This window comes from Pimelobacter simplex, assembly GCF_024662235.1.
Lineage (GTDB): Bacteria > Actinomycetota > Actinomycetes > Propionibacteriales > Nocardioidaceae > Nocardioides.
In genome coordinates this window covers 5999022-6023356 of sequence record NZ_CP096276.1, presented here as the reverse complement: position 1 = coordinate 6023356, position 24335 = coordinate 5999022, and the positions used below count along the sequence as shown (strand labels likewise).

The 24335-nt window shown below is 72.5% G+C and carries 25 protein-coding genes; 5 read left to right on the top strand and 20 right to left on the bottom strand.

Annotation, left to right across the window (positions count from 1 at the left end):
- The gene (locus tag M0M48_RS29585; RefSeq protein ID WP_257753861.1) at window positions 1–906 is read left to right on the top strand and encodes an endonuclease/exonuclease/phosphatase family protein; all 906 of its coding nucleotides are present in this window, start codon (window positions 1–3) and stop codon (window positions 904–906) included.
- Here M0M48_RS29585 and M0M48_RS29580 read toward each other — a convergent pair.
- The 7 genes from M0M48_RS29580 to rsmI all read right to left on the bottom strand — a co-directional run bounded on the left by M0M48_RS29580 (window position 903) and on the right by rsmI (window position 8607).
- Window positions 903–2726, bottom strand: a complete 1824-nt coding sequence (locus tag M0M48_RS29580) for an ABC-F family ATP-binding cassette domain-containing protein (RefSeq protein WP_257753860.1) — start codon at window positions 2724–2726, stop codon at window positions 903–905. The genes M0M48_RS29585 and M0M48_RS29580 overlap by 4 nt on opposite strands.
- Window positions 2719–3618, bottom strand: a complete 900-nt coding sequence (locus M0M48_RS29575; RefSeq protein ID WP_215813312.1) for a 4-(cytidine 5'-diphospho)-2-C-methyl-D-erythritol kinase — start codon at window positions 3616–3618, stop codon at window positions 2719–2721. Before M0M48_RS29575 ends, M0M48_RS29580 begins: the two co-directional genes overlap by 8 nt.
- Window positions 3615–4493: a 16S rRNA (adenine(1518)-N(6)/adenine(1519)-N(6))-dimethyltransferase RsmA gene (gene rsmA, locus M0M48_RS29570; protein ID WP_257753859.1), complete on the bottom strand. Its 879-nt coding sequence runs from the start codon at window positions 4491–4493 to the stop codon at window positions 3615–3617. The genes M0M48_RS29575 and rsmA overlap by 4 nt, the downstream gene beginning before the upstream one ends.
- Window positions 4494–4642: 149 nt before the next feature.
- Window positions 4643–5806: a resuscitation-promoting factor gene (locus tag M0M48_RS30955; protein WP_215813314.1), complete on the bottom strand. Its 1164-nt coding sequence runs from the start codon at window positions 5804–5806 to the stop codon at window positions 4643–4645.
- A gap of 227 nt (window positions 5807–6033) precedes the next feature.
- Window positions 6034–6882, bottom strand: a complete 849-nt coding sequence (locus tag M0M48_RS29555; protein ID WP_257753858.1) for a TatD family hydrolase — start codon at window positions 6880–6882, stop codon at window positions 6034–6036.
- Window positions 6879–7739: an alpha/beta fold hydrolase gene (locus M0M48_RS29550; RefSeq protein ID WP_257753857.1), complete on the bottom strand. Its 861-nt coding sequence runs from the start codon at window positions 7737–7739 to the stop codon at window positions 6879–6881. The genes M0M48_RS29555 and M0M48_RS29550 overlap by 4 nt, the downstream gene beginning before the upstream one ends.
- A complete protein-coding gene (gene rsmI / locus M0M48_RS29545) occupies window positions 7732–8607 on the bottom strand; it encodes a 16S rRNA (cytidine(1402)-2'-O)-methyltransferase (RefSeq protein ID WP_257753856.1) in 876 nt (291 codons plus the stop codon). Before rsmI ends, M0M48_RS29550 begins: the two co-directional genes overlap by 8 nt.
- A gap of 1 nt (window position 8608) precedes the next feature.
- Between rsmI and M0M48_RS29540 the strand changes: the two genes are divergently transcribed.
- Window positions 8609–10345, top strand: a complete 1737-nt coding sequence (locus M0M48_RS29540) for a dolichyl-phosphate-mannose--protein mannosyltransferase (RefSeq protein WP_257753855.1) — start codon at window positions 8609–8611, stop codon at window positions 10343–10345.
- A 21-nt stretch (window positions 10346–10366) separates the two neighbouring features.
- Here the strand turns inward: M0M48_RS29540 and M0M48_RS29535 are convergent, their stop codons facing one another.
- From M0M48_RS29535 to M0M48_RS29520, 4 genes are all read right to left on the bottom strand, one after another.
- Window positions 10367–10636: a DUF7218 family protein gene (locus M0M48_RS29535; RefSeq protein WP_257753854.1), complete on the bottom strand. Its 270-nt coding sequence runs from the start codon at window positions 10634–10636 to the stop codon at window positions 10367–10369.
- 77 nt (window positions 10637–10713) lie between these two features.
- Window positions 10714–11172, bottom strand: coding sequence for a DUF6328 family protein (locus M0M48_RS29530; protein ID WP_215813319.1), 459 nt, complete (start codon window positions 11170–11172; stop codon window positions 10714–10716).
- 54 nt (window positions 11173–11226) lie between these two features.
- Entirely contained in the window at window positions 11227–11868 is a 642-nt protein-coding gene (locus M0M48_RS29525; protein WP_215813320.1) for a PAS and ANTAR domain-containing protein, read from the bottom strand.
- A gap of 166 nt (window positions 11869–12034) precedes the next feature.
- Window positions 12035–12841 (bottom strand): sigma-70 family RNA polymerase sigma factor, encoded by an 807-nt coding sequence (locus tag M0M48_RS29520; RefSeq protein ID WP_257753853.1) that lies wholly within the window; start codon window positions 12839–12841, stop codon window positions 12035–12037.
- 245 nt (window positions 12842–13086) lie between these two features.
- Here M0M48_RS29520 and M0M48_RS29515 point away from each other — a divergent pair, with 245 nt between their 5' ends.
- Together M0M48_RS29515 and M0M48_RS29510 are read left to right on the top strand one after the other, a co-directional pair.
- Window positions 13087–13446 (top strand): hypothetical protein, encoded by a 360-nt coding sequence (locus M0M48_RS29515; RefSeq protein WP_215813322.1) that lies wholly within the window; start codon window positions 13087–13089, stop codon window positions 13444–13446.
- Window positions 13447–13595: 149 nt separating this feature from the next.
- Window positions 13596–14312: a response regulator gene (locus M0M48_RS29510; RefSeq protein ID WP_257753852.1), complete on the top strand. Its 717-nt coding sequence runs from the start codon at window positions 13596–13598 to the stop codon at window positions 14310–14312.
- Window positions 14313–14408: 96 nt separating this feature from the next.
- On the opposite strand, the gene M0M48_RS29505 is transcribed toward M0M48_RS29510, so the two are convergent.
- The 9 genes from M0M48_RS29505 to flgN form a co-directional block, all read right to left on the bottom strand.
- Window positions 14409–16691 carry a methyl-accepting chemotaxis protein gene (locus M0M48_RS29505; protein ID WP_257753851.1) on the bottom strand — a complete coding sequence of 761 codons (2283 nt, stop codon included), beginning with the start codon at window positions 16689–16691 and terminating at the stop codon, window positions 14409–14411.
- Window positions 16688–17143, bottom strand: a complete 456-nt coding sequence (locus M0M48_RS29500) for a chemotaxis protein CheW (protein ID WP_215813325.1) — start codon at window positions 17141–17143, stop codon at window positions 16688–16690. Before M0M48_RS29500 ends, M0M48_RS29505 begins: the two co-directional genes overlap by 4 nt.
- On the bottom strand, window positions 17140–19335 hold the full coding sequence (locus tag M0M48_RS29495; RefSeq protein ID WP_257753850.1) for a chemotaxis protein CheA: 2196 nt from the start codon (window positions 19333–19335) through the stop codon (window positions 17140–17142). Before M0M48_RS29495 ends, M0M48_RS29500 begins: the two co-directional genes overlap by 4 nt.
- Before the next feature lie 79 nt (window positions 19336–19414).
- Window positions 19415–19672: a carbon storage regulator CsrA gene (gene csrA / locus M0M48_RS31150; RefSeq protein WP_445323396.1), complete on the bottom strand. Its 258-nt coding sequence runs from the start codon at window positions 19670–19672 to the stop codon at window positions 19415–19417.
- An 86-nt stretch (window positions 19673–19758) separates the two neighbouring features.
- The gene (locus M0M48_RS29485; protein WP_308220357.1) at window positions 19759–19887 is read right to left on the bottom strand and encodes an SDR family oxidoreductase; all 129 of its coding nucleotides are present in this window, start codon (window positions 19885–19887) and stop codon (window positions 19759–19761) included.
- 184 nt (window positions 19888–20071) lie between these two features.
- Window positions 20072–20473, bottom strand: a complete 402-nt coding sequence (gene fliW, locus M0M48_RS29480; protein WP_215813333.1) for a flagellar assembly protein FliW — start codon at window positions 20471–20473, stop codon at window positions 20072–20074.
- Window positions 20470–21360: a flagellar hook-associated protein FlgL gene (gene flgL / locus M0M48_RS29475; RefSeq protein WP_215813334.1), complete on the bottom strand. Its 891-nt coding sequence runs from the start codon at window positions 21358–21360 to the stop codon at window positions 20470–20472. The genes fliW and flgL overlap by 4 nt, the downstream gene beginning before the upstream one ends.
- 13 nt (window positions 21361–21373) lie before the next feature.
- Window positions 21374–22690: a flagellar hook-associated protein FlgK gene (gene flgK, locus M0M48_RS29470; RefSeq protein ID WP_257753849.1), complete on the bottom strand. Its 1317-nt coding sequence runs from the start codon at window positions 22688–22690 to the stop codon at window positions 21374–21376.
- Window positions 22690–23169 (bottom strand): flagellar export chaperone FlgN, encoded by a 480-nt coding sequence (flgN, locus tag M0M48_RS29465; protein ID WP_215813336.1) that lies wholly within the window; start codon window positions 23167–23169, stop codon window positions 22690–22692. The genes flgK and flgN overlap by 1 nt, the downstream gene beginning before the upstream one ends.
- 228 nt (window positions 23170–23397) lie before the next feature.
- Between flgN and M0M48_RS29460 the strand changes: the two genes are divergently transcribed.
- On the top strand, window positions 23398–24219 hold the full coding sequence (locus M0M48_RS29460; protein ID WP_257753848.1) for a sigma-70 family RNA polymerase sigma factor: 822 nt from the start codon (window positions 23398–23400) through the stop codon (window positions 24217–24219).
- Window positions 24220–24335: the final 116 nt, after the last annotated feature.

The following is a 24335-nucleotide window of genomic DNA, read 5'->3' as shown; positions in this document are numbered from 1 at the left end:
GTGCCGCGCCTGCGCAGCGACCTGGGGATCGTGCTGCTGTCCGTCGTGATCGCGGCGGTCGTCGTGCTCGCCCAGATCCCCGGCGTGGCCGGCACGATCGGCGCGGCGACGCTCCCCTGGGCCGGCTTCCTGCTGGTCCCCCTGGTCCTGCTCGCGCTCCTGCGCCGGTCCTGGTCGTCGCTGGCCGCGCCGGTCGCGCTCGTCCTCTGGGCGGTCGCGCTCGCGCCCGTGCTGCCGGCCGTCCTGTCCTCGCCGCCGGACGCCGACGGCACCCCGGTCACCTTCGCGAGCCAGAACGTCGAGGCTCGATCAGGCACCTCCGCCGAGTCGGCCCGCACCCTCGCCGGACTCGACAGCGACGTCATCGCCCTCACCGAGATGGACGCCTCCGCCCGCGCCGAGGCGGCCGAGGCCCTGGCGACGTCGCACCCCTACACCTACACCGCCGGCACGGTCGGCCTCTGGAGCGTCTACCCCCTCAGCAACACCGAGGGCCTCACCCTCGGGCTGTCCTGGAAGCGCGCCCTGCGCGCGGACGTCGCCGCCCCCGGCGGCAGGGTCCGGGTCTATGTCGTCCACGCCGCCTCGGTCCGTCCGGGCCAGCAGGCCGGGCGCGACTCCATGCTCAGCAACCTGGCCGACCTCATCGACGCCGACGACTCCCCGCGCCTGGTCGCGATGGGCGACTTCAACGCGGCGACGACGGACCCGGCGCTCAAGGGCGTCCGCCGGAACCTGTCCGAGCCGCGCTCGACCGGGCTGTCGTTCGGGTTCACCTGGCCCGCCCGGTTCCCGCTGGTGCGGATCGACCACATCTTCGAGCGCGGCCTGACCGTCCTCGAGACCCGGGTCGCCAAGGCCGGGTCCAGCGACCACCGCGCGGTGCTCGCCACGTTCGACGACTAGTCGAGCAGTTCGGCGGCCTGGAGCCACTCGAGCTCGGCCGCCTCCTTCTCCTCCTGGAGCGCGGCGAGCTCGGTACCGAGCGTGGTCAGCCGCTCCGGGTCCGTCGCGTGCGCGACGAGCGCGGCGGTCAGCTCGGCCTCCTGGGCGGAGAGCCGCTCGAGGACCTTGTCGAGGCGGGCGACGGTCTTCTTCGCCGCGCGCTCCTCGGCCGATCCGGCCCGCGCCTTGGGCGGAGTCGCCACGGCCGCCACGGCCGCTGCGGCCGCTGCGGCCGGAGCCGGCGCCCGGACCGCGCCCGGAGCCGGGGCGGCGTCGTGCCGCAGCATCTGCCGGCGGCGCTCGAGGTACTCCTCGACCCCGCGCGGCAGCATCGAGACCTGCCCGTCGCCGAGCAGCGCCCAGACCGAGTCGGTGACGCGCTCGAGGAAGTACCGGTCGTGCGAGACCACCACGAGCGTCCCCGGCCAGCCGTCGAGGAAGTCCTCGAGGACGTTCAGGGTCTCGATGTCGAGGTCGTTGGTGGGCTCGTCCAGGAGCAGGACGTTGGGCTCGGTCAGCAGCAGCCGGAGCAGCTGGAACCGGCGGCGCTCGCCTCCGGAGAGGTCGCCGAGGCGGGCGGTGAGCTTGTCGCCGGTGAACCCGAAGCGCTCGAGCATCGAGGTCGCGCTGATCTCGCCGTCGGCGGTCTTGGCGACCCGGCGGATGCCCTCGACGGTGTCGAGGACGCGGGCCTCGGGGTCCTCGAAGTCGACGTCCTGGGAGAGGTGCTGGAGCGCGACTGTACGGCCGTGGCGGACCTTGCCGACCGAGGGCGCGGCCGCGCCGGACAGCAGCGACAGGACGGAGGTCTTGCCGGCGCCGTTGACGCCGACGAGGCCGATCCGGTCGCCGGGGCCCAGGCGCCAGGTCGCGTGGGACAGCAGCTGGCGGGTCCCGCGGGAGAAGTCGACGTCCTCGAGGTCGATGACGTCCTTGCCGAGCCGCTGGGTGGCGAAGCGCTGGAGCTCGAGACGGTCGCGCGGCGGCGGGACGTCCTCGATGAGGGCGTTGGCGGCGTCGATGCGGAACTTCGGCTTGGACGTACGCGCGGGGGCTCCGCGGCGCAGCCAGGCGAGCTCCTTGCGGACGAGGTTCTGCCGGCGTACCTCCGAGGCGGCGGCCTGGCGCTGGCGCTCGGCCTTGGCCAGGACGAAGGCGGCGTAGCCGCCCTCGTAGGTGTCGACGACGCCGTCGTGCACCTCCCAGGTCTGATCGCACACCGCGTCGAGGAACCAGCGGTCGTGGGTGACGACGACGAGCGCGGACGGCCGCGCGGCGAGGTGGGCCGCGAGCCACGCGACGGCCTCGACGTCGAGGTGGTTGGTGGGCTCGTCGAGGATCACGAGGTCGTGGTCGCCGAGGAGCAGCCCGGCCAGCGCGCAGCGGCGGCGCTCGCCGCCGGAGAGGCCGGCCACGGCACGGTCGAGCTCGACCCCCGCCAGCAGGACGTCGACGATCTCGCGCAGCCGGGAGTCCGCGGCCCACTCGTGGTCTGCCATGCCCTGGAGCACGACCTCACGCACCGTGTGGGAGTCCTCGAAGTCGTCGTGCTGGGTCAGCACGCCGATCAGGATGCCGCGCTGGCGCGAGACCCGGCCGGCGTCCGGCTCCTCGGTGCCGGTGAGGATGCGCAGCAGCGTCGTCTTGCCGTCGCCGTTGCGGCCGACGATGCCGATCCGCTCGCCCTCGCCGATACCGAGCGAGACGTCGGTGAGCAGGGGGCGGACGCCGAAGGACTTCGAGATCCGCTCCAGGTTGATCAGGCTGCGGGGCTCAGGCATAGGTCACCACGTGGGCACCGGCGACGGGTCCCGGGGCGAGGGTGCACCGGTAGCCGCGCTCAGTGAGGTCGGCGGCCGCGGCCCGCGCCTCCTCGACGCCCTCGTGGAGCATCAGGAGGGTGGGGCCGGAACCGGAGAGGAGGACGCCGTCCGGGCTGAGGCTGCGCAGGGCCACCTCGACGTCCACGAGGTCGGGGCGCAGGTCGCGCGCGGCGGGCCAGAGGTCGTTGGCGAGGAGATCGCCGATCTCGTCGGCGTACCCGCCGGCGAGGGCCTCGATCAGCGCCTCGGGGACCGGGGGGTCGGCCGGGGCGTCGGGCGAGAGCTCGTCGAAGTGGCGGTAGACCGCGGGCGTGGAGAGTCCCTCGTCGGAGAGGACGACGACCCACCACACCGAGCTGGTGTCCTCGACGGGCGTGACGAGCTGGCCGTGGCCGGTCCCGAGCGCCGTACCGCCGACGAGCGCGAACGGCACGTCGGAGCCGAGGGTGCCCGCGATGCGGAGCAGGTCGTCGTCGGAGGTCTGCAGGTCCCAGAGCCGGTCGAGCGCGAGGAGCGTCGCGGCGGCGTCGGCCGAGCCGCCGGCCATGCCGCCCATGACCGGGATCCCCTTGGCGATGGTGATCGCGGCCGCGCGGTCGATGCCGTGGTGCGCGGCGAGCGCCCGGCCCGCGCGGATGGCGATGTTGTCGTCGTCGAGGGGTACGCCGGCGACCGGCTCGGCCAGCTCGACCGACCACGTCGCGGCGTCGGTGACCGAGACGTCGTCGTAGAGGCCGACGGCCTGGTAGACGGTCGCCAGGGGGTGCAGCCCGTCGGGACGAGGACTGCCGACACCGAGGTGCAGGTTGATCTTGGCGGGAGCACGCACGGTCACGGCGTCCTGGGTCATCGAGCGGCCTCCGGGGTCTGCTGCAGGGCGACCGCGATCGCCACGAACTGGTCGATCCCGAGAGCCTCGCCGCGGGTGAGGGGGTCGATGCCGGCGGCCCGCAGCGCGGCCTCGGCTGCGTCGGTACTCCCGGCGAGGTCGCGCAGCGCGCCGCGCAGCGCCTTGCGGCGGTGGGCGAAGGCGGCGTCGATGACGGCGAACACGGTCTCGCGGGAGACCTGGTCGGTCGGCGGCTCGCGGTGGGTCCACGCGACCAGGCCGGAGTCGACGTTGGGGGCGGGCCAGAAGACGTTGCGGCCGATCGAGCCGGCCCGGCGTACGTCGGCGTACCAGGCGGCCTTGGCGGACGGGACGCCGTACGTCTTGGAGCCGGGGGGCGCGGCCAGCCGGTCCGCGACCTCGGCCTGGACCATGACCAGGCCGTGCTTCAGCGACGGGAGCAGGGCCATCAGGTGCAGCAGCACCGGCACCGAGACGTTGTAGGGCAGGTTCGCGACGAGCGCCTGCGGCGGCGGGCCGGGGATGTCGGTGACCGACAGCGCGTCCGCGAGGACCACCCGGAACCGCTCGGCCTGGGCTGGCGCGTAGGCCTGGATGGTCGTCGGCAGCTCCCCGGCGAGCAGCGGATCGACCTCGACCGCGGTCACCTCGGCCCCCACCTCGAGCAGCGCGAGGGTCAGCGAACCGAGCCCCGGACCGACCTCGAGCACCACCTCGCCCTCACCCACCCCGGACTCCCGGACGATGCGGCGCACGGTGTTGGCGTCGATCACGAAGTTCTGCCCGCGCTGCTTGGTCGGGCGCAGGTCGAGGCGTGCCGCCAGCTCCCGAACCTCCGCCGGGCCCAGCAGCCGCGGTGCGGAGGTGTCAGCCATGCGCCCAGCCTAGTGATCCCCGCCGAAGGAGCACGTTCCGGCGGCCGAAGTGACACGTTCCGGCGGTCGAGGGTGCACCTTCGACCGCCGGAACGTGCTCCTTCGTACGCCGGAACGCGCGACTTCGCGCGCCGGAACGCGCCCCTTCGTCAGCGGGGGAGGCCGAGCTTGGCGGCGCAGCCGGGCCAGGCGCCGTAGCCGCCGGAGGCGTTGCGGACCTTGGTCGCGATGGCGATCTGGGTCTCGCGGGAGGCCTGGTGCGGGAGGCCGGTGCCGCCGTAGGCGCGCCAGGTGCCGGCGTTGAACTGGAGGCCGCCGTAGTAGCCGTTGCCGGTGTTGATGGCCCAGTTGCCGCCGGACTCGCACTGGGCGAGGCGGTCCCAGACGGTGTTGCCGCCGGCGTAGTTGGCGGTGACCTGCTCCTTGGTGCCGACCCGGACGACCTTGGTCGTGGGCTTGCGGGTCACGTCGGCGGTCAGTACGACGCGCCGGACGACCTCGCCGTTGCGGACGGTGACCTTGTAGGTGACGTCGCGACGACCGTCGGCGCCGGCCTCGACGACCTTGGTCTCGCCCTTGAACATGGCGTCGTCCTCGATCTCCTTGACCGGGGCACCGACGACCTCGCCGGCGACCTTGCGCTGGCGGACCTCGATGTCGGTGAAGACGATCCGGTCGCCGTCGGCGATCGCGGCGTCGCGGGCCGGGCGGGTGCGGTCCTGGGCGTCGAGCTCGACGCCGACCGCGGTCAGCGCCTCCTCGACGGTGAGCGCGGGGACCTCGCGGGTGATCGGCTTCTTGCCGGCCAGCGCGAAGGTGAGCTTCTTGGGGGTGACGACGTCGATCTCGGCGCCGCCGCGGTCGATCGTCATGCCGCGGCTGGTGGAGAGCCGGCTGTCGGCGTACACCGTGCCGATCTGGGCGAGCGCGCCGTCGACATCGGTGGCGGTGACCCAGTGGGTGCTGGTCTCGCCGTCGACGGTGAGCTCGATCGGGCGGCTGTAGAGCACCGCGATCTTGTCGCCGGAGCGGATCTCCTCGTCCAGACCCGGCTGGACGACGTCGCGGTCGGACACCTCGATGCCCTCGTCCCGGAGCACGTCGCCGACGGTGTCACCCATCGTGGACACGGCGCGCGGCTTGCCGTCGACCGAGAGGGTGACCTCCGTGGTCATCGCCGAGTAGCCCCAGGTGACCGCCGAGACGGCCACGAGAACGGTGGCGACGGTGGCGGTGAGGGCGACCCTGCTGTGGGCCAGCTTCAGAACGGTTCCCTTGAGGGACTGGGCAAGGTCGTGACGTGCAAGTCGCACGATTCTCCGAACGTCGTACTCCCCGGGCCTCGGCCCGACCAGCTCGTTCCCGAGTGAGCTGGACGGTCGAAACTGCCTCCGATCCCGGCCTTCAGTCGTCCACCACAACGTGAGTCAGGGGCGGATTGCAACTTGGCGAGGGGTCTTCCGGCGGGTCGCGGTGAGCGGAGTCACGCCGAGAACGCCCCATCCGTCACACCTGTCACAGCCCCCGGAATTCCCAGGAACTACCAGGAACCACCGAACGCAGCCTCGGTCGCAGCGTCGATCGCGCCGCACAGCTCGCCCAGGTCCTCGCCCCGCTCGGCCGCCATCGCGCGCACCGTCACCGGCACCAGGTACGACGCATTGGTGCGCCCGCGGTAGGGCATCGGCGTCAGGTAGGGCGCGTCGGTCTCGACGAGAAGCCGGTCGCGCGGCACGATCCGCAGCGCCTCGCGCAGCGGCGCCGCGTTCTTGAAGGTCACCGTCCCCGCGAACGAGAGATAGGCACCGCGGTCCAGGCAGGCCCGCGCGAACGCCGCGTCGCCGGAGAAGCAGTGCATCACCCAGCGGTCCGGCACACTCTCGCTGTCGAGCACCTCGAGGACCTCGTCGTGGGTCTCGCGGTCGTGGATGACGAGCGTCTTGTCGAGCCGCTTGGCCAGGTCGACGTGGCGGCGGAACGACTCCACCTGCACCGCGCGGCCGTCGTCCCCAGTGCGGAACGAGTCGAGACCGGTCTCCCCCACCGCGCGCACCTTGGGGTGGGCGCCGGCGAGCCGCTCGATCTCGTCCCACGCGGCCTCCAGGGCGGCACGGCCGTCGTGCTCGAGGATCCGCGGCGCCTCGTTGGGGTGCAGCGCGACCCCGGCGACGAGCTCGGGGTGCTCCTCGGCCGCGGCGACCGCCCAGCGGGCGCCGGGCAGGTCGCAGCCGATCTGCACGATCCGGCGTACGCCGACCGCGGCCGCGGCGTCGATCGCCTCGCGCGCGTCCCAGGGCGCATCGCCCCGGCCGATGTCGAGGTGGCAGTGGTTGTCGACGACGGGGTGCGGCAGCGGCTCCGGGACGGGCGGACGCTCGTCGGTGCTCACGACGCCGTGGAGCGGACGCGGTCGAGGATCGCCGAGGCCAGCGCCTCGGGCGCCTGGGTGGGGATCCAGTGCGAGATCCCGTTGAGCTCGACGAACCGGTACGGCGCGTCCACCAGGCCCGCGGTGCGCTCGACGCCCCAGCGACCCAGCGCGATGTCGTCGTCGCTCCACACCATCGTGGTCGGCACGGTGACCTTGCGCCGGGTCAGCCGCGGGTCGGCCAGCGGCAGCGCGCGGTACCAGTGGAGCGCGGTGGTCAGCGCGCCGTCGTCGACGATCTCCGCGCGGAAGCGGGCGATGTCGTCGGCGGTCATGCCGGCGGTCCGCAGCTGCTTGTCGAGGAAGCCGCCGGGCGTGCGGGCCAGCCGCTCGGGCAGGAAGGGCACCTGGAACGCCAGCATGTACCAGGACTTCAGGCCCTGGGTGGAGCGCACCATCGAGGTCAGGAACGCCTGCGGGTGCGGCACCGACACGGCCGTGAGGCTCGCGACGAGCTCGGGGTGGTGCATCGCGATGAGCCAGGCGGGGATGGCTCCCCAGTCGTGGCCCACGACGTGCACCCGGCCGCCGGCCTGCTCGGCGAGCGCGCGGACGTCGCCGAGCAGCTCGGTCATCCGGTAGTCGCGGCGCCGCTTCGGACGGGCGCCTCGGGAGTAGCCGCGCTGGTCCATCGCGAGCGTGCGGTAGCCCGCCTCGCGGAGGATCGGCGCCACCAGGCGCCAGCAGTCGGCACGCTCGGGGAAGCCGTGGAGCAGCACCACGACCTCACCGTCGATCGGGCCCTCGTCGAGGACGTCGAGCACGAGGCCGTCGCGCTGGACGGTCGTGATCCGGGCCGGGGTCGTGAGCTCAACCATCGATGTGCACCACCTGGTAGACGTCGCGCTTGGGGAGTCCAGCCTGCACGGCGACCGCGGCGATCGCCTCCTTGCGCCGCATGCCGGACTCCTCGAGCGCGGCCACGGCCGCACGCAGGCTGTCCGGGTCGGAGGCGACGGCGGTGCCGGGGGTCGCGCCGGTGACGACGATGGTCACCTCGCCGCGGATCCCCTCGGCCGCCCAGTCGACGAGCGCGGCGAGCCCGTCGCGGCGTACCTCCTCGTGGGTCTTGGTCAGCTCCCGGCACACGACGGCGGCCCGGTCGGGGCCGAAGGCGTCGCGCATCGCGGCCAGCGCGGCCTCGGTGCGGTGCGGCGCCTCGAAGAACACCATCGTGCGCTGCTCGCCGGCGAGGTCCGCGAGCCGCCGGGACCGCTCCCCCGCCTTGCGCGGCAGGAAGCCCTCGAAGCAGAACCGGTCGACCGGCAGTCCCGACACGGCCAGCGCCGTGAGGACGGCGGACGGCCCGGGCACCGCGGTCACCCGTACGCCGGCCTCGACCGCCGCCGCGACCAGGCGGTAGCCCGGGTCGGAGACACTCGGCATCCCCGCGTCGGTCACCAGCACCACGCGCTCGCCGGCGACCAGCGCCTCGACGAGCGACGGCGTCCGCGCGGCCTCGTTGCCCTCGAAGTACGACACCACGCGCCCGCTGAGCTCGATGCCGAGGTCGGTGACCAGGCGGCGCAGGCGGCGGGTGTCCTCGGCAGCGACCACATCGGCGCCCGCGAGCTCGGCGGCGAGCCGGGGCGGGGCGTCGCCCACCTGACCGATCGGCGTGCCCGCCAGCACCAGGACTCCACTCACGTCCCGATCCTTGCAGACCGGTTGCGTAGGCTTCCGCATCGTGACCGTGACCGGCCTCTCCCGCACCGCGCTCGGGCAGCGCGTGCCGCTGGCCGTCGAACGCGCGGTGAACCCGCTGCGCCGGCTCGGGCGCCGCGAGAAGCTCGTCGGCTGGCTCGCCCCGATCGCGCTCACCCTGCTGGCGTTCGCGCTGCGGGTGGTCGGGCTCGGCAACCCGCACCGGTTCGCCTTCGACGAGACGTACTACGCCAAGGACGCGTGGTCGCTGCTCAACAACGGCTACATCCAGACCTACGTCGCCGACGCCGACGGCAACACCAAGACCGACATCAACGCCGACATCCTCTCCGGGCACACCCAGGGGATCTGGACCGGCGACCCGTCGCTCGCGGTGCACCCGGACGTCGGCAAGTGGCTGATCGCGCTCGGCGAGAAGGCCTTCGGCATGGACCCGTTCGGCTGGCGGATCGCCTCCGCCGTCGCGGGCGCGCTGATGGTGCTGGTGATCTGCCGCCTGGTCCGCCGGATGACCGGGTCCACCATGCTCGGCTGCGTCGCCGGCACGCTGCTCATGCTCGACGGCCTGCACTTCGTGCTGTCGCGGCTGGCGTTGCTCGACATCTTCCTCGCGCTGTTCCTGCTCTGTGCGGTGTCCTGCCTCGTCGCGGACCGCGACTGGCACCGAGCACGACTGGCCAGGCTCGCCCGTCGTACGGACGACGGGGTGGCGCTGAGCGGGTGGGGCCCGCGGATCCTGTTCCGGCCGTGGCTGCTCGCCGCCGGCGTCTGCTTCGGCCTCGCGATCGGGACCAAGTGGACGGCGGCCTACCCCCTCGCCGCGCTGGGCGTGATGTGCTGGCTGTGGAGCGCCAACGCGCGCCGCTCGCTCGGCATCCGCTGGGCCGTCGCCAAGGGCGCGCTCGTCGACGGCATCCCGGCGTTCCTGCAGCTGGTGATCGTCGCGATCCTCGTCTACATCGCCACCTGGGGCGGCTGGCTCGCGCACGCCGACCAGTACGAGGAGCACCTCAGCTCGACGCAGTACCGCCAGTACACGGGGCAGGGCCACTGCGCCAAGGACGACGACTCCTACGTCGCCACGAACCTCGACACCTCCAAGAAGTGGCCGACCGCGACCGAGAAGGACGCGAGCGGCCTGGGCGAGGTGTGGCAGTCGCTGCGCTCGCTCTGGTACTACCACCAGGACGTCTACACGTTCCACACGCACTTCCTGAACTGCTCGACGCACTTCTACGAGTCGAAACCGTCGGGGTGGCTGCTCATCAACCGGCCCGTCGGGGTGGCCGTCACCAACGACATCCCGCCGAGCACGCCGGGCTGCGACGCCCCCGCCGGCAGCGACTGCATCAAGCAGGTCCTGCTCATCCCCACGCCCGTGCTGTGGTGGGGCGGCGTCGTCGCGCTGCTGTTCTCGGTCGTGATGTGGATCGGCGCGCGCGACTGGCGCTACGGACTGGCGGTGGTCGGGGCGTTGTCGACCTGGCTGCCCTGGCTCATGTACGACGAACGCCCGATCTTCCTGTTCTACGCGATCGCCGTGCTGCCCTTCACCGTCATCGCGATCACGCTCAGCATCGGGACCCTGATCGGGCCCTCGCGCGCGCCCTCGGCACGTCGTACGGCGGGGGTGATCGTGGGTGGGGCGTTCGTGATCCTGACGCTGGTGAACTTCGCGTGGTTCTACCCGATCTGGACCAACCAGATGCTGACGCACCGGGAGTGGCTCGACCGGATCTGGTTCTCCCGCTGGATATAGCCCGCGGGGCAGCCGCGCGGGCTAGTGCTCGCGCAGCGCCCTGACCAGGCGCGCCTTCTTCATGTACGAGCGGCCCTCGATGCCGAGCTCGCTGGCGCGCTTGCGCAGCTCGGCGACGGTCCACTCCTCGTAGGGCTCGGCCTTGCCGCCGCGGCGGCCGACCGTCGAGGCACCCTCGGCAGCCATGGCGTTGGAGATCCGGGCGGCCTTCTCCTTGCTGGCGCCGTCGTCGCGCAGCGCCTCGTAGGCGTCGGGGTTCTTGACACTGGGTCCGGGGGTCTTGCGGGGCATGAACCCTCGTTACCCGCGCTCCCGGAAGGAAGACGGGGCCGAGGGACACCGCGACGGCGGTCGTACGCCGAGCACGCTCACCGTGGGCGGTCCCGCCCGGAGAGCGGGACCACCGCCCACATCACGATGAACGCCAGCGCGACCGCCGCCGCGGCGGTCAGGGCCTCGGTCCGGCCGAGGACGACGTCGAAGACCAGCAGCACCACCGCGGTGGAGACGAGCGCCAGGCCGGCCAGCCCAGCCAGGCCGCACAGGTGCGCGGCCCGCACGATCCAGTCCCGCTCGCCCTGCCGGAACAGGAGGCGGTGGTAGCAGACGGGCGCGACGATCACGAGGGTGGTGAGCACCGCCGCGACGAGGATGCCGAGGTACACCCGCTGCTGGAAGCCGGTCAGCGACGTGAACCGCTCGGTGAAGGGCACCGTGAGCAGGAAGCCGGTGAGGATCTGCACGCCCGTCTGCATGACGCGCAGCTCCTGCAGCAGCTCGTTGAGGTTGCGGGTGATCTGCTGCGGCGGCCGGTCCCGGCGGTCCATGCGCGTCCGGTACCCGGATACCGTCCGCCGACCCGGGTACGGCCGACGGAGCCGTCAGTGCGTTCGGCTGGCGGTGAGGTCGTCGAGCAGCGCGTCCAGCAGACGGCGCAGACCCGGGTGGCTGACATGCCCCTCCCGAGCCACTTGGATCAGCCGCTCGGCGACCTCCCGCACCTTGACGTTGCGGTTGCGCGACCACCACTTGAGCATGGCGAAGGCCGCGTCGGCGTCGAGGCCGTAGCCGAGCATCAGGATGCCCTTGGCCTGCTCGATCGTGTCGCGCGCCTTGGCCGAGGCCGCCACCGCGGCGTCGGCGGCGGCGCTGGTCTCGGCCTCCAGCTCGGGGGTGAGGTCGAGGTAGTAGCCGACCAGGCGGTCGGCGCGGCCGCCGGAGCGGTCGCCGTCGTACTGACCCTCGCCGGCGAGCACGACGTAGCGGACCTGGTCGTGGACCAGGATCCGGTAGTAGACGTTGAACGGCTCGCCGTCGGCGATGGCCTGGCTCAGCGTGGCCTGGAAGAGCGGGCGGTCCTGCTCGTGCTTGTGCTGCATGATCAGCTCGGTCGTGGGCTCGGCCTCGCCCGGCGCGTAGCCGTGGATCGCCGAGACGTCGTCGTCCCACTCCCAGGCCTCCGTGGCGACGTGGTACACGAATCGCCCGGTCTGGCGGGGCGCTTCCGCCCGTTGCGTCGTCATCGTTCCTCCGCGGTCGGTGCGGACGGCGACAACGCCGTCTGCGAGCACCACTATCCCGAATCGGGGTCGTGATCGCACACCGGCGCACGGGCGGGACGGCGGCGAACCGCCGTCCCGTCCGGCTGCGCGGACTCTGCGGCCTCTGCGGCCTAGGCGGCCGCTGCGGCTAGGCGGCGGAGGGCGCGCGGTCCTCGTGGCCGAGCGAGCGCCGCAGGTCGGTGAAGATCCGCTGGAGGAGGCGCGAGACCTGGACCTGGGTGACACCGAGCTCGTCGGCGATCTCCTGCTGGGTGAGCTGCTCGTAGAACCGCATCCGCAGGATCCACCGGTCGCGCGGCTTGAGCCGGCGGCAGGCCGGGCCGAGCATCACCACGGCCTCGCTGCGCTCGAAACCGGGGTCGTCGTCCGGCAGCAGGTCGCCGAGCGGGCTTCCGGTCGCGGCGATCGGCTCGTCCAGCGAGGCGGCGTGGGCCAGGTCCCCGCAGGACCAGGCCTCCTCGACCTCGGTGACCGGGCAGGCGAGCTCGTCGGCGAGCTCGTCGGCGTGGGGCGGCCGGCCGAGCTGCTGGGTGAGCTCGTCCTCGGCGGCGACCAGGCGCGGCCGGATCTCCTGGATCCGGCGCGGGGGCCGGACCGCCCAGGAGACCGAGCGGAAGTGTCTCTTCAGCTCGCCCAGGATGCTCGGCACGGCGAAGACCAGGAGGTCGTCACCGCGCTCGGGGTCGAAGCCCTGGACCGCGCGGGTCAGGGCGAGGCAGGCCACCTGCTCGAGCTCGTCGAGGCCCTGACCGCGGTTGCGGTAGCGCGACGCGAGAGAACGGGCGACCGGGATGTTGAGCACGATGACCTCCTCGAGGAGGCGATCGCGCTCGGCGCCCGTGAGATCACGGGCGGCGGCGAGAAGTCGGGCGGTGCGGGCCTTGCGCTCGGCCGGACCGACATCGAGAGGTTTGAAGGCAGTAACGGTGGACACGGTCTACTCCCGGAATCGGAAGTGATGTGGCGGTGGGCTTGGCCACGTGCTGCGTGCAGCGTTCTTCTCGAACATAGCCTCTTTCAGGGAGGGACACCACCCGGAATGACTAGTCACCATGGTTCCGAAGAATCACCAAGGAGAGGACGACGATTCCCATAACGGACGGGTCGTTCGAGGGTTTTACTAGAGGAAGGGCGCAACCGGCGCCCGCATCATCCGGAGTCTCTCCGGCGGAGGTCGTGGTGGAGCAGATCGTCGTGGCTTTGAGCCCGTTCACGCGTCGCAGCCGCTCATTTGCGGTCAGCCACGTCGAACAGGGACTCATCCGCGGCCTCGAGCCGGGCGAGCACGTCGTCGTCCACGACCCCGAGGCCGACGAGCACTTCACCGCCGTCGTGGCCGACATCGCGTTCGAGCCGGCCGACACGTCGTACCGGCTCGAGATCGGGACCCGGATCACGGCCGCCGAGGCCGAGGAGTGGCTGGCTCCCCCGCAGGGCGACGACCGGCTCACGACCCAGGACATCGTGGCGCTGCTCGAGGCGCTGCGCCGCAGCGAGCGCGACGTCTCCGCGGCCCTCGCCGATCTCCGCGTCCGCTGAGCGCACGCGCGCCCCGGCCGATCGATCCCCGGTGACTAGTTCCAACTGACCATCCGCCTGGGCCCACCGGCCGGACCTTGGTGACAGGTCTCGATGTTCTCGGCGCGGTGCCCCAGAATCGTTCCGTGGCAGCTCAGAATCCGATTCGCGTGTACATCGTCGACGACCACGAGGTCGTCCGCCGGGGCGTCGCCAGCCTCCTGTCCACGGACCCGGAGCTGGAGGTGGTCGGGCAGACCGGCAGCGCCAGCGTCGCGCTGCGCGAGATCCTCGAGCTGCGGCCGGACGTCGCCGTGCTGGACGCCAACCTCGCCGACGGCACCGGCGTCGACGTGTGCCGCGAGATGCGCGCCGTCGACCCCGAGATCAAGGGCCTCATCCTCACGACGTACGACGACCCGGACGCCATCTCGGCGGCCATCCTCGCCGGCGCCTCGGGCTACGTGCTCAAGAAGATCGAGGGCAACTCGCTGCTCAACGGCATCAAGCTCGTCGCCGGCGGCCACTCGCTCATCGACCCCGCGGTCGCGAGCCGGGTGGTGGAGCAGATGGAGATGCAGCGCCGCTCGCTCGACGTCGTGTGCGAGCTGACCCCGCAGCAGCGCAAGATCTTCTTCCTCATCGCCGAGGGCATGACCAACCGCCAGATCGCCGAGCAGCTCTACCTCGCCGAGAAGACGGTCAAGAACCACGTCACCGGGCTGCTCAGCCGGCTCGGGCTCCAGCACCGCACCCAGGCCGCGCTCCTCGCGGTCCGGCTGCGGGGCGCGGAGAGTGCGACCACGTCGAGCCCGGTCAGCACCCCGGCCGCCGCCCCGGCGCCGGTCGTGCCGGGCGGCTACACCGCCGAGCGCCGCGTGGGCTGAGCGCCTCGCAAGTTTCGCCGGTCGACCGGCGAAACTCACGCCTGGCCGACGAAGGTTCGTCGGCCAGGCGTGAGTTTTGTACGTCAGCTCGGCCCCTCAGAGGGTGAAGCGGCCGACCATCTCGCGCAGCTCGCCGGCCATGCCGGTCAGCTCGGTGGCGGAGGTCAGCGTCTGCTCCGCACCCTCGCGGGTGTGGGCGGCGGCGGTGGCGACCTGGGTGACGTCCTCGGCGATGCCGTTGGCGCCGGCCGCGGCCTCGGTCACCGAGCGCGCGATCTCGTTGGTGGTGGCGGTCTGCTCCTCCACCGCGGAGGCGATCGTCGACTGGATCTCGTTGATCCGCGCGATCACGTCGGCGATCCGGCTGATCGCCGAGACGGCGCCCTGGGTGTCGCTCTGGATGGCCTCGATCTTCTGGCCGATCTCCTCGGTGGCGCGGGCCGTCTCCTTGGCCAGCTCCTTGACCTCGTTCGCGACGACCGCGAAGCCCTTGCCGGCGTCGCCGGCCCGGGCGGCCTCGATGGTCGCGTTGAGGGCGAGGAGGTTGGTCTGCTGGGCGATCGAGGTGATCACCTTGATGACCTGGCCGATCTCGGCGCTCGACTCCCCCAGCGAGGCGACGGTGCCCTGCGCCTCGGAGGCGACGGTCACCGCGTCGGTGGCGACGGTGGCCGCCTCCGTGGCGTTCTTGGCGATCTCGCGGATCGAGGCGGTCATCTCCTCGGCCGCGGTGGCCACGGTCTGGATGGACGCCGAGACCTGGACCGACGCGCTCGACGCGGACGCCGCCCGGTCGGAGGTCGTGGTCGCGCCCTCGCCCATGCCCTCGGAGAGCGAGGTGAGCTGGTCGGCCGCGGCGGCCAGGGACTCCGCCGTACCGCCGATATTGCCCATGCTGGTGCGCAGCGTGCCGAGCAGCGTGCGCAGGCCCTCGGCGACCCGGCCGACCGCGTCGTCGCCCTCGATGTCGAGGGTGCGGGTCAGGTCGCCGCCGGCCGCGGCCGAGACGACGTCGAGCATCTGCTCGACCTTGCCCGCCAGCTCGGCCGCCTCGGCCCGCTCCCGGGTCTCGCGCTCGATCCGGCTGACCGCCTGGGACACGAGGCGCCCGACGTTGCGCAGCGACTCGAGGCGCTGCGGGCTGGGGTCGAGGGTCTCGGTGGCGAAGAAGTCCATCGTGCCGACGACCTCGCCGGCGACCATGATCGGGAAGCAGACGCCCGACTTCACGCCGACCTGCTGGGCGACGGGAGCCCGCACGCAGTCGGTCATCTCGCCGATGTCGCGGGTGAAGTAGAGGTCGCGCTGGGCCCAGGCCCGGCCGGAGAGGCCCGTGCCCTCGGCGAACGAGGCCTGCAGCGTGACCCTGCGGAACTCCGGGCCCGCGTCGCCCGACTCGCGGTCGAACTTGAGCAGCCGGTCGGCCGGGTCGACCTTCCAGTACGAGCCGTAGGCCCAGCCGAACTCGCCGCGGACCGTGTCGAGGGTGCTCTGCACGGCGGCCTCGACGTCCTGCGCGGAGCCCAGCGTGGCGAGGATCTTGTTGACCGCCGAGGTGTCGGCCGCCGACTCCGCACGCTCGCGCTCGGTGCGCAGCCGGTCGGTGATCACGTCCCAGGTGGCCATCGCGCCGACGTACTCGCCGGAGGTGTCGCGGATCGCGGAGACCAGCAGGTCCAGGGTCTCGGGGCCGACCTTGATGTCCGCGCGCCGCGGCAGGTGGTCGGCGGTCGCGAGCAGACCGCGCTGGTAGGCGGGGTTCTTGTGGAAGACGTCGAGGCTGGAGCCGACGATCTCGTCCGCACGGACCGGCAGGTGCTCCTCGAGCCCGCGCAGGGTCTCCAGGGAGGCCGGGTTCATGTAGCGGATGATGAAGTCGCGGTCGGCGAACATCATGTTCGTCGGCGAGTTCTCCATCATCGAGGTGGCGACCGCCATCTCGCGCTCGGCCTGGACCTTCTCGGTCACGTTCTCGAACGTGACGAGCGCGCCGAGGTACGTGCCAGACGCGTCGTGGATCGCGCTGAGCAGCACGTCGTGGATCGAGTTCTCGCCCGTGACCCGGTCGCTCAACGGCAGCCGGGCCGCGGTCGCGGTCACCGCGGCGCCCAGCTCCTCGTGGGTGTAGATCGCCTCGAACGACATGCCGACCAGGGTGTCCGGGTCGACCTGCGGGATGTCCGGGCCGCCCGCGGCGAGCTCGCGCCGCGCGGTGCTGTTGACGAACCGGATCCGGTAGTCGGGGTCGACGACGAACGCGCCGGCCTCCATGGCGTCGTACAGCGTGTAGTCAGCGGACGCCGCGGCCGGAGCCGCGGCCTTGGTCGTCCTCTTGGCGGGACCGGTGCCGTTCACCGGCGCGTCCAGGATCTCGGTCACGGGTTTCCTCCGGGGTTGTCGGGCGCGGCGTTCACGTCGACCGCGCGGTCTGCGTCGAGGACGAGCAGGATGGAGTCGGGCAGGGGGCGCACCCCGCGCACGACGTCCTGCACCTCTCGCGGCAGGTTCGAGGGCGCCGGCTGGGGATCCACGCCGGCGGTGTCGATGACGTCGCCGATGTCGTCGACGAGGAGGCTGACCACCTCGCCGCGACTGCGGACGATCACGTTCATCGGTAGGCGCTCGGCATCCCGTGGGGGGAGACCGAGCCGGACGCGCAGGTCGACCGCCGTGACGATCTGGCCGCGCAGGTTGATCAGCCCGCGGACGGCCTCGTCCGCGCGCGGCACAGGCGTCATCGGCTGGTGCCGGATGACCTCCTGCACCTCTTCGACCGCCACCCCGAAGAGCAGGTCGGAGACCCAGAACGTGCAGAGCTGCTCGGTGCTCATGCCGACACCCCCGAACGGGCGACGACGGCAGCGAGGTCGACCAGGTCGGTGACCCGGTCCTGGACGACGGCGCTGCCGCTGACGCCGCTGCGCCGGCCGACCTGGCTGGCGGTGACCGCCACCTCGACGACGTCGAGGACCCGGTCGATGACGATGCCGACCGCACCGGCGGCCGCATCGGCCGTCTCGTGGACCACCACGCTGATCTGCTCGCCGCGGTCGCTGGTGTCGGGCAGGCCGATCGCCGCGGCGAGCCGGACCAACGGCAGGATGCCGTCGCGGTACTGCACCACCTCGGCCGTCCCGCTCCGCTCCACGCGGTCGCGGGCGAACTCCTCGAGCCGGGCCACGGCCGCCAGCGGCAGCGCGGCACGCCGGCCGTCGGCGACCTCCAGCACCAGCAGCGCCTGCCGGTCGTCGGCCACGCCGGCCCGGGTGTCGGCGGCCTCGTCCTGGACGGCGGTCACGCCCGCCGCACCGGCGATCCCGGCGACGTCGAGGATCAGCGCCACCCGGCCGTCGCCCATGATCGTCGCTCCTGCGTACGTCGACAGCCCCTTGAGCTGGCGGCCGATCGGCTTGACCACGATCTCCTGGGTGTCGTGCACCTCCGAGACGCACAGGCCGAAGCGCAGGTCGTCGGACTGCAGGACCACCACGGTCAGCGCCTCGTCGGGCGCGGGCTGCGCACCGCCCAGCGTCTCGGCCAACGACACCAGCGGGAGCAGCTTGCCGCGCAGCCGCAGCACGGCGGCTCCGGCGATCCGCTCCACCTGGCGGCGTACGTCGTCGCCCTCGATGCGGACCAGCTCGACCAGGTTGGCCTGCGGGATCGCGTAGCGCTCGCCGCCCTCCCCCACCACCAGGGCCGGGATGATCGCCAGCGTGAGCGGGATCCGGACGCGCGTCGTCGTACCGGTGCCGGGCTCGGAGGACACGTCGACACTGCCGCCGATGCGCTCGATGTTGGTGCGCACGACGTCCATGCCGACGCCGCGACCGGAGATGTTGGAGACCGCGGCGGCCGTCGAGAAGCCGGGGCGGAAGATCAGGCCCAGCACGTCGCGCTGGTCCATCCGGGCGAGCTGGTCGCGCGTGATGATCCCGCGCTCGACGGCGATCGCGCCGATCTTGGCGGGATCGATGCCCTTGCCGTCGTCCGCGATCTCGACGACGACCTGGCCGGACTCGTGGTAGGCGCGCAGGCTCAGCGTGCCCTTGGCCGGCTTGCCGGCGGCCCGTCGTACGTCGGGGGGCTCGATGCCGTGGTCGAGCGAGTTGCGCACCAGGTGGGTGAGCGGGTCCTTGACCGCCTCCAGGAGGCTGCGGTCGAGCTCGGTCTCGTGGCCGTCCATGACCAGCTCGACCTCGCGGCCGAGCTGGTGGGACAGGTCCCGCACGACGCGCGGGAGCTTGGACCAGACCTGGCCGATGGGCTGCATCCGGGTCTTCATCACCGACTCCTGCAATTCGCTCGCGACGAGGTCGAGGCGCTGGCTGGCGCGCACGAGCTCGACGTCGGCGGAGCCGAGGCTGCGCTGGAGGAGCTGGTTGCGGGTCAGGACGAGCTCGCCGACCAGGTCGACGAGGTCGTCGAGGAGGTCGACGTCCACGCGGACGGAGGCGTCGACGACGGTGCGGCGCTCCGGCTCGGGCTCGGTCGGCTCGGCGGGCTCGGCGGGCTCGGCGGGCTCGGTCGGCTCGGGGGCGGCGACGACGGGCTCGGGCTCCGGCTCGACGGCGACCGGCGCGGGCTCGGGCGCGGGCTGGGCCTCGGGCGCGGGCTGGACCTCGGGCTCGGGCTCGGCGAGCAGCCCCTCCAGCACCGCGACGACCGGGTCGACGGCGACGGTGGGGTCGACGTCCGTACCGCTCTGCTCGATGGCGCCGAGCAGCGCGCGGACCGTGTCCACCATGCTCAGGAGCGCCTCGGCGATCGGCGGGGTCATCACCGTCTCGCCGTCGCGCAGCCGCGAGAGCAGGGTCTCGCCGACGTGGGTCAGCGCCTCCAGGCGGTTGAACGCCAGGAAGCCGCTCGTCCCCTTGATCGTGTGGATCGTGCGGAAGATGCTCGAGAGCCGCTCGCGCGAGTCGGGCTGGCGCTCGAGCTCGACGAGATCACGGTCCAGCTGGTCGAGGTTCTCGTGGGACTCCACGAGGAACTCGGCGATGATCTCGGCGTCGTCGTCCACGACCGTCCTTTCGGCGCGGCGAGTGGACGGATGAGACGCGTAAAGGGAGTCGGGACTTTCGGCCTGTACGAGGGGGGATTCAGTCGCGTGCGGGTTCGGTGCCCCGCAGGGCCTCGCTCAGCGACGCCACGGCGCTCTCGGAGGGCGAGGCCGCGTCGGCGTTGGCGTCCGCGAGCTGGGCCAACAGCTCGGCGCGGTGGACGGCGACCGAGCGGGGGGCGTCGATGCCGATCCGTACGACGTCGCCGCGCACCTCGAGGACGGTGATCGTCACGGCCTCGGGCGATCCGTCGCCGATGACGACGCTTTCGCCGACACGGCGCGAGAGAACCAGCACGGAACGAGGCTAGCGGGCTGAGAACCCCCTTGTCCCAACGACAGGCACGGCGCCGTCCCGCGAGGCGCCCGTTCGGCCGTCGGCGGTCACCACAGGGTGCCGCGGTCGACGACGAGGTTCGCGCCGGTGACGGACGCGGCCGCGTCCGAGGCCAGGTAGAGCACCGCTGCCGCGATGTCGTCGGGAGCCATCAACCCCGGCACGGCCGGGGACATCCGGCCGCCCCGGTGACGATCACCCGGCGCTCGGCGAACCTGGAGTGAGGGGGCGTGGTGCTCTGGTCGGACATCCGAGATCCTCCTGCGTCGGCGCACGAAGCGCGATGGGAGGACCACCGCACCACGAACGCCGTGCACCGGACAGCGACGACCCCGCTGCCCTGCGCAAGACGACGATCCGTCAGGCGACGAGCGGTGCCGCCAGGGGCAGCTCGGCGTCGTCCAGGATCACCTGGCTGGCGCGCCGGGTGGCCGGGTTGACCACGAGCGGAGCCCGGAGGTTGACCGTCGTGTCCGCGAGCGTGGCGCCCGCGCGGACGACGAGGAGCACGAGGACCTCGTCGGCCGAGTCGGACGAGATACCGAGCTCGTCGGCGACCTCGTCGGCGATCTCCGGCGCGTAGTCCGGGAAGAACGGCGCCGGCGGGACGACGACGAACTGCAGGTCGTCGCTGTCGAGCGAGCGGAACCCGTGGAGGACACCGGTGTCGTCGAGCCGGACCAGCGCGAAGCGCTCGTCGGCAGGGAAGCCGGGCATCGGGTGAGCGAGCTCGATGACGGGGATGTCCATGGTCGCGATCATCGCAGGAAGTCGATGAGGCTGGGCTGCAGCACGCGCGAGGTCGCCCCGAGGGCGGCCTGGTAGGCGACCTCCTGGAGCTTGAGCGCGACGGTGGTCTCGGCCAGGTCGGCGTTCTCGACCATGCTGAGCTGCTTGTCGAGCGAGATCTTGGCGTCGCCCGCGGCCTGGTCGGCCTGCTCGAGCCGCTGGTAGCGGGTGCCGGCCGCGGTCCGGCCGGCGGTGATGGTCTCGATCCGCGTGTTGAGCGTCGTGATGGCGTTGCTGATGCCCGTCTTGTCCCCGGTGCGCAGTGCCGTGGCGAGGGCGTCGAGCTCGGCGAAGACCGAGGTGGCGCCGTCGCCGAAGACCGCGGGGCCGTCGAGGTCGACCTTGACGACGACTCCCTCGGCGACCCGGCGGTTGACGTCGCCGACGGTCCCGACGTAGTTGCCGCTCGCGTCGTACGCCGTGCGCCCGGCGGTGACGCCGCCGAACACCGGGCTGTCCAGGTACGTCGTGTTGGCGCGCGAGAGCAGCTCCTTGCGGAGTCCCTCGACCTCGGTGGCGAGCGCGTCGCGCGCGACCTGGCCGGACGCCGAGGCGTTGGCGCCCTGGAGGGCGAGGTCGCGGGCCCGGCGCACCGTGGAGGTCACCGAGTCGAGCGCGCTGTCGATCTGGGTCAGCCAGCCGAGGCCGTCCTGCGCGTTGCGGGAGTACTGCGTCTGGTCCGCCATCGAGCCGCGCATCCGCATCGCGGCGGTGGTCCCGGTGGGGTTGTCGGAGGGCCGGTTGATGACCTTGCCGGTGGACAGCTGCTCCTGCAGCCGGGCCAGCCGGCCGAGGCCCTGCTGGAGGTGGCTCAGCGATCCCTCGGTCAGCATCCGCTGGGTGACGCGCCCGATGCTCATCGTTCTCCCTGTCCTAGCGACCGACGATGCCGGTGCGGTTGATCAGCGTGTCCAGGACCTCGTCGAGCGTGGTCAGCAGCCGTGCGGCGGCCTCGTAGGCACGCTGCGCGGTCAGCATGGTGACCGTCTCCTCGTCGAGGTTGACGCCGGCCTGCTGCTCCCACGCGTCGTCGAGGGAGCCGGTCAGGGCGGCCTGGTTGGCGGTCTGCCGGCCGACGGCGGCGACCTGGGTGCCGAAGCCGTTGACGAGCTTCTGGTACGCGTCGGCGTAGGTGCCCACGCGGCTGAGCGCGTCGGCGTTGTCGCCGTTGCGGGCGGTGCCGCCGAGCGAGGACGCGGCGACCAGGTTGGGGTCGGTGATCGCGACCTGGAGGCTGGAGGCACCGACGGCCGGGTCGAACGTGAAGAACGCCCCGCCCGGGTTGCCGTTGGCGTCGAAACCCAGTGCGTGCTGGGCGTTCACGGCGTTGGCGAGGTCGGCGGCGACCGCGTCCAGCCCGGCCCGGTACGCCGGGAGGGTGGTCGTGAGCAGGTTGCGCACGGCGCCGACCGCGCCGCCGTACGTCGCGGCGGGGTCGATCGTGAACGTGCTGGCCGTGTCACCGCTGACGAGGGGCGAGCCGGCCACCGAGACGTCGAACTGCCCGTCGGGGCGCACGGTCGTGGTCGCGCCGGTCAGCTCGGACAGGCGCAGCGCGAGCACGTCGCGCCGGTCGCGCAGGGTGCCCGCGTCGGTCCCGTTGGCCTCGGTGACGAGGATGCTGCGGTTGAGCGCGGCGAGGTCGGTCGCGGCGGTGTTGACCTCGCTAACCAGGCTGGTCAGGTGGACCTGCTGGTCGGCCTCCTCGCCGGCGATGTTGGAGACCTGGACCCGCAGCGCCTGGGCGAGCGTCTCGGCCCGGCCGAGCACCTGCTGGCGCGCGGCGGCGCCACCGGGGTTGGTGGCCAGGTCCTGCCAGGCATTGCGGAAGTCGAGCATCGCGGCGTGCACGCCGTTGGCACCGGGCTCGCCGATGCCCTCCTCGACCCGCGACAGCACCGTGCTGGTGGTCTGCAGGTAGGACAGCATGCCGTGCTCGCGCCGGACCCGGGCGTCGAGGAGCGGGTCGACCATGCGGCGGACCTCGCCGACGGTGACGCCCTCGCCGTGGCCGTCGTACCGCGACCACAGGGCGGGGACCGCGCTGCTGACGGACGAGCCGACCACCCGACGCCGGACGTAGCCCTCGGTGTCGGCGTTGGAGATGTTGTTGCCCGCGACGTCGAGAAGGACCTGGTTGTAGCGCAGGCCCGACAGCGCGGTGCCGATGGAGCCGAACGAGCCGGCCATCAGAGGCTCCGGTCCAGCAGGTGCGAGCGGGGCGCGTCGGCGACCGCGGCACCGGCCGCGGAGTAGCTCGCGGTCGACGTACCGCCGATGGCCAGGAGCGTCTCGCGGGCCGAGCGGTAGCCCGCGGTGATCAGGCCCTTGGCGTCCTCGGAGGTCTCCGCGATCTCGCGTGCCACCCCGACGAGGGCGTCGCGGTGATCGAGCAGGATGCCGCGCCACGGCTCCTCGGCGGCCTCGGCGAGGGCGGCCAGGGACGGGTTCGGGGTGAGGCCGAGCTGCTCGGCAGCCTCGTCGGCGGCGGTCGCCCGCAGCACCTCGGTCGCGCGGAGGTCCTCGAGCAGGACCTCGATCTCGCGGGTGGCGTTGACCAGCCATCGGGTCCGGCCGCTGGCGAGCACGAGGCGTTCGACCTCGAGCTTGTACGCCAGGAGCTCGAGGAGCTCCCGCTCGCGCCACAGGATCTGCGACAGCCTGTCCATCCCACGCCCTTCCGTCCGCTCCCGGTGGAGCGATCTCGGCCCTACCCATCGCCCGGGGTGAGGGCGACCTGAGCGGTCTCGGGCGATCTACCTCAGCCGGACGGTCATCTCCCGGAGGTTCGTCGTGACCAGGGGGTACCGGGACTCCGTCCCGTATTGCCGGACCGATAGGCCCGTTTGGCGCAATTGGGCTGCGCTACGCCCACGCGAGGCCGGAATGTCGTGCACGTGAACGAGACGGACGAGCTGATCACGACCCACATGCCTCTGGTCGGCCACATCGTGCGGGAGACGATGGGCCGGGTGCCGTCGCACGTCAGCCGGGACGACCTGACCTCCGCCGGACTGACCGCGCTCGTGCTCGCCGCCAAGGCGTACGACGAGTCCCGCGGTGTCCCGTTCGACCGCTACGCCGCGACCCGCATCCGCGGCGCGCTGCTCGACGAGCTGCGCTCGGTCGACTGGGCCTCGCGCTCGGTCCGCCGCCGGGCCCGCGACCTCGCCGAGACCCGCAGCCGGCTCGCCAGCGTGCTCGGCCACACCCCGACCGTCGCCGAGGTCGCCCGCGCGGCCGGCCTCAGCGAGGACGAGGTCGCCGCCAACGACGACGACGTCTCGCGCGCCCAGGTGCTCTCCCTGCAGGGATCGAGCGCCACCCCCATCGAGGAGCTCGTCGCCACCCGCGCGCCCTCCCCCGAGGAGCTCATCGAGCACGCCGAGCGGCTCACCTACCTGCGCGAGGCGATCGAGGAGCTGCCGGAGCGGCTGCGCGTCGTCGTGCAGGACTACTTCTTCTCCGAGCGGCCGATGGCCGACATCGCCGCCGACCTCGGCGTCACCGACTCGCGGATCTCGCAGATGCGGGCCGAGGCACTCACCCTGCTGCGCGACGCGCTCAACCACGCGCTCGAGCCGTCGCTGGTCAAGCAGAACGGCAAGAGCGGGGGCGTCGCCCAGCGCCGGCGCGAGTCCTACTTCGCCGCCGTGGCCGCACGGCACGCGCAGGGCGCGCACGGCGGGGTCGTCGTACCGCTCGACGCGGTCGGCTGAGAAGCGTCGCCTGAGAACCACTGCCGAAAAACCTCTCAGGCGCGGTGATCGGGGACCGATCACCACCCCGACGGGAGACCACGGACGGTCACCCGAGAAACGACCTTTCAGTTCCA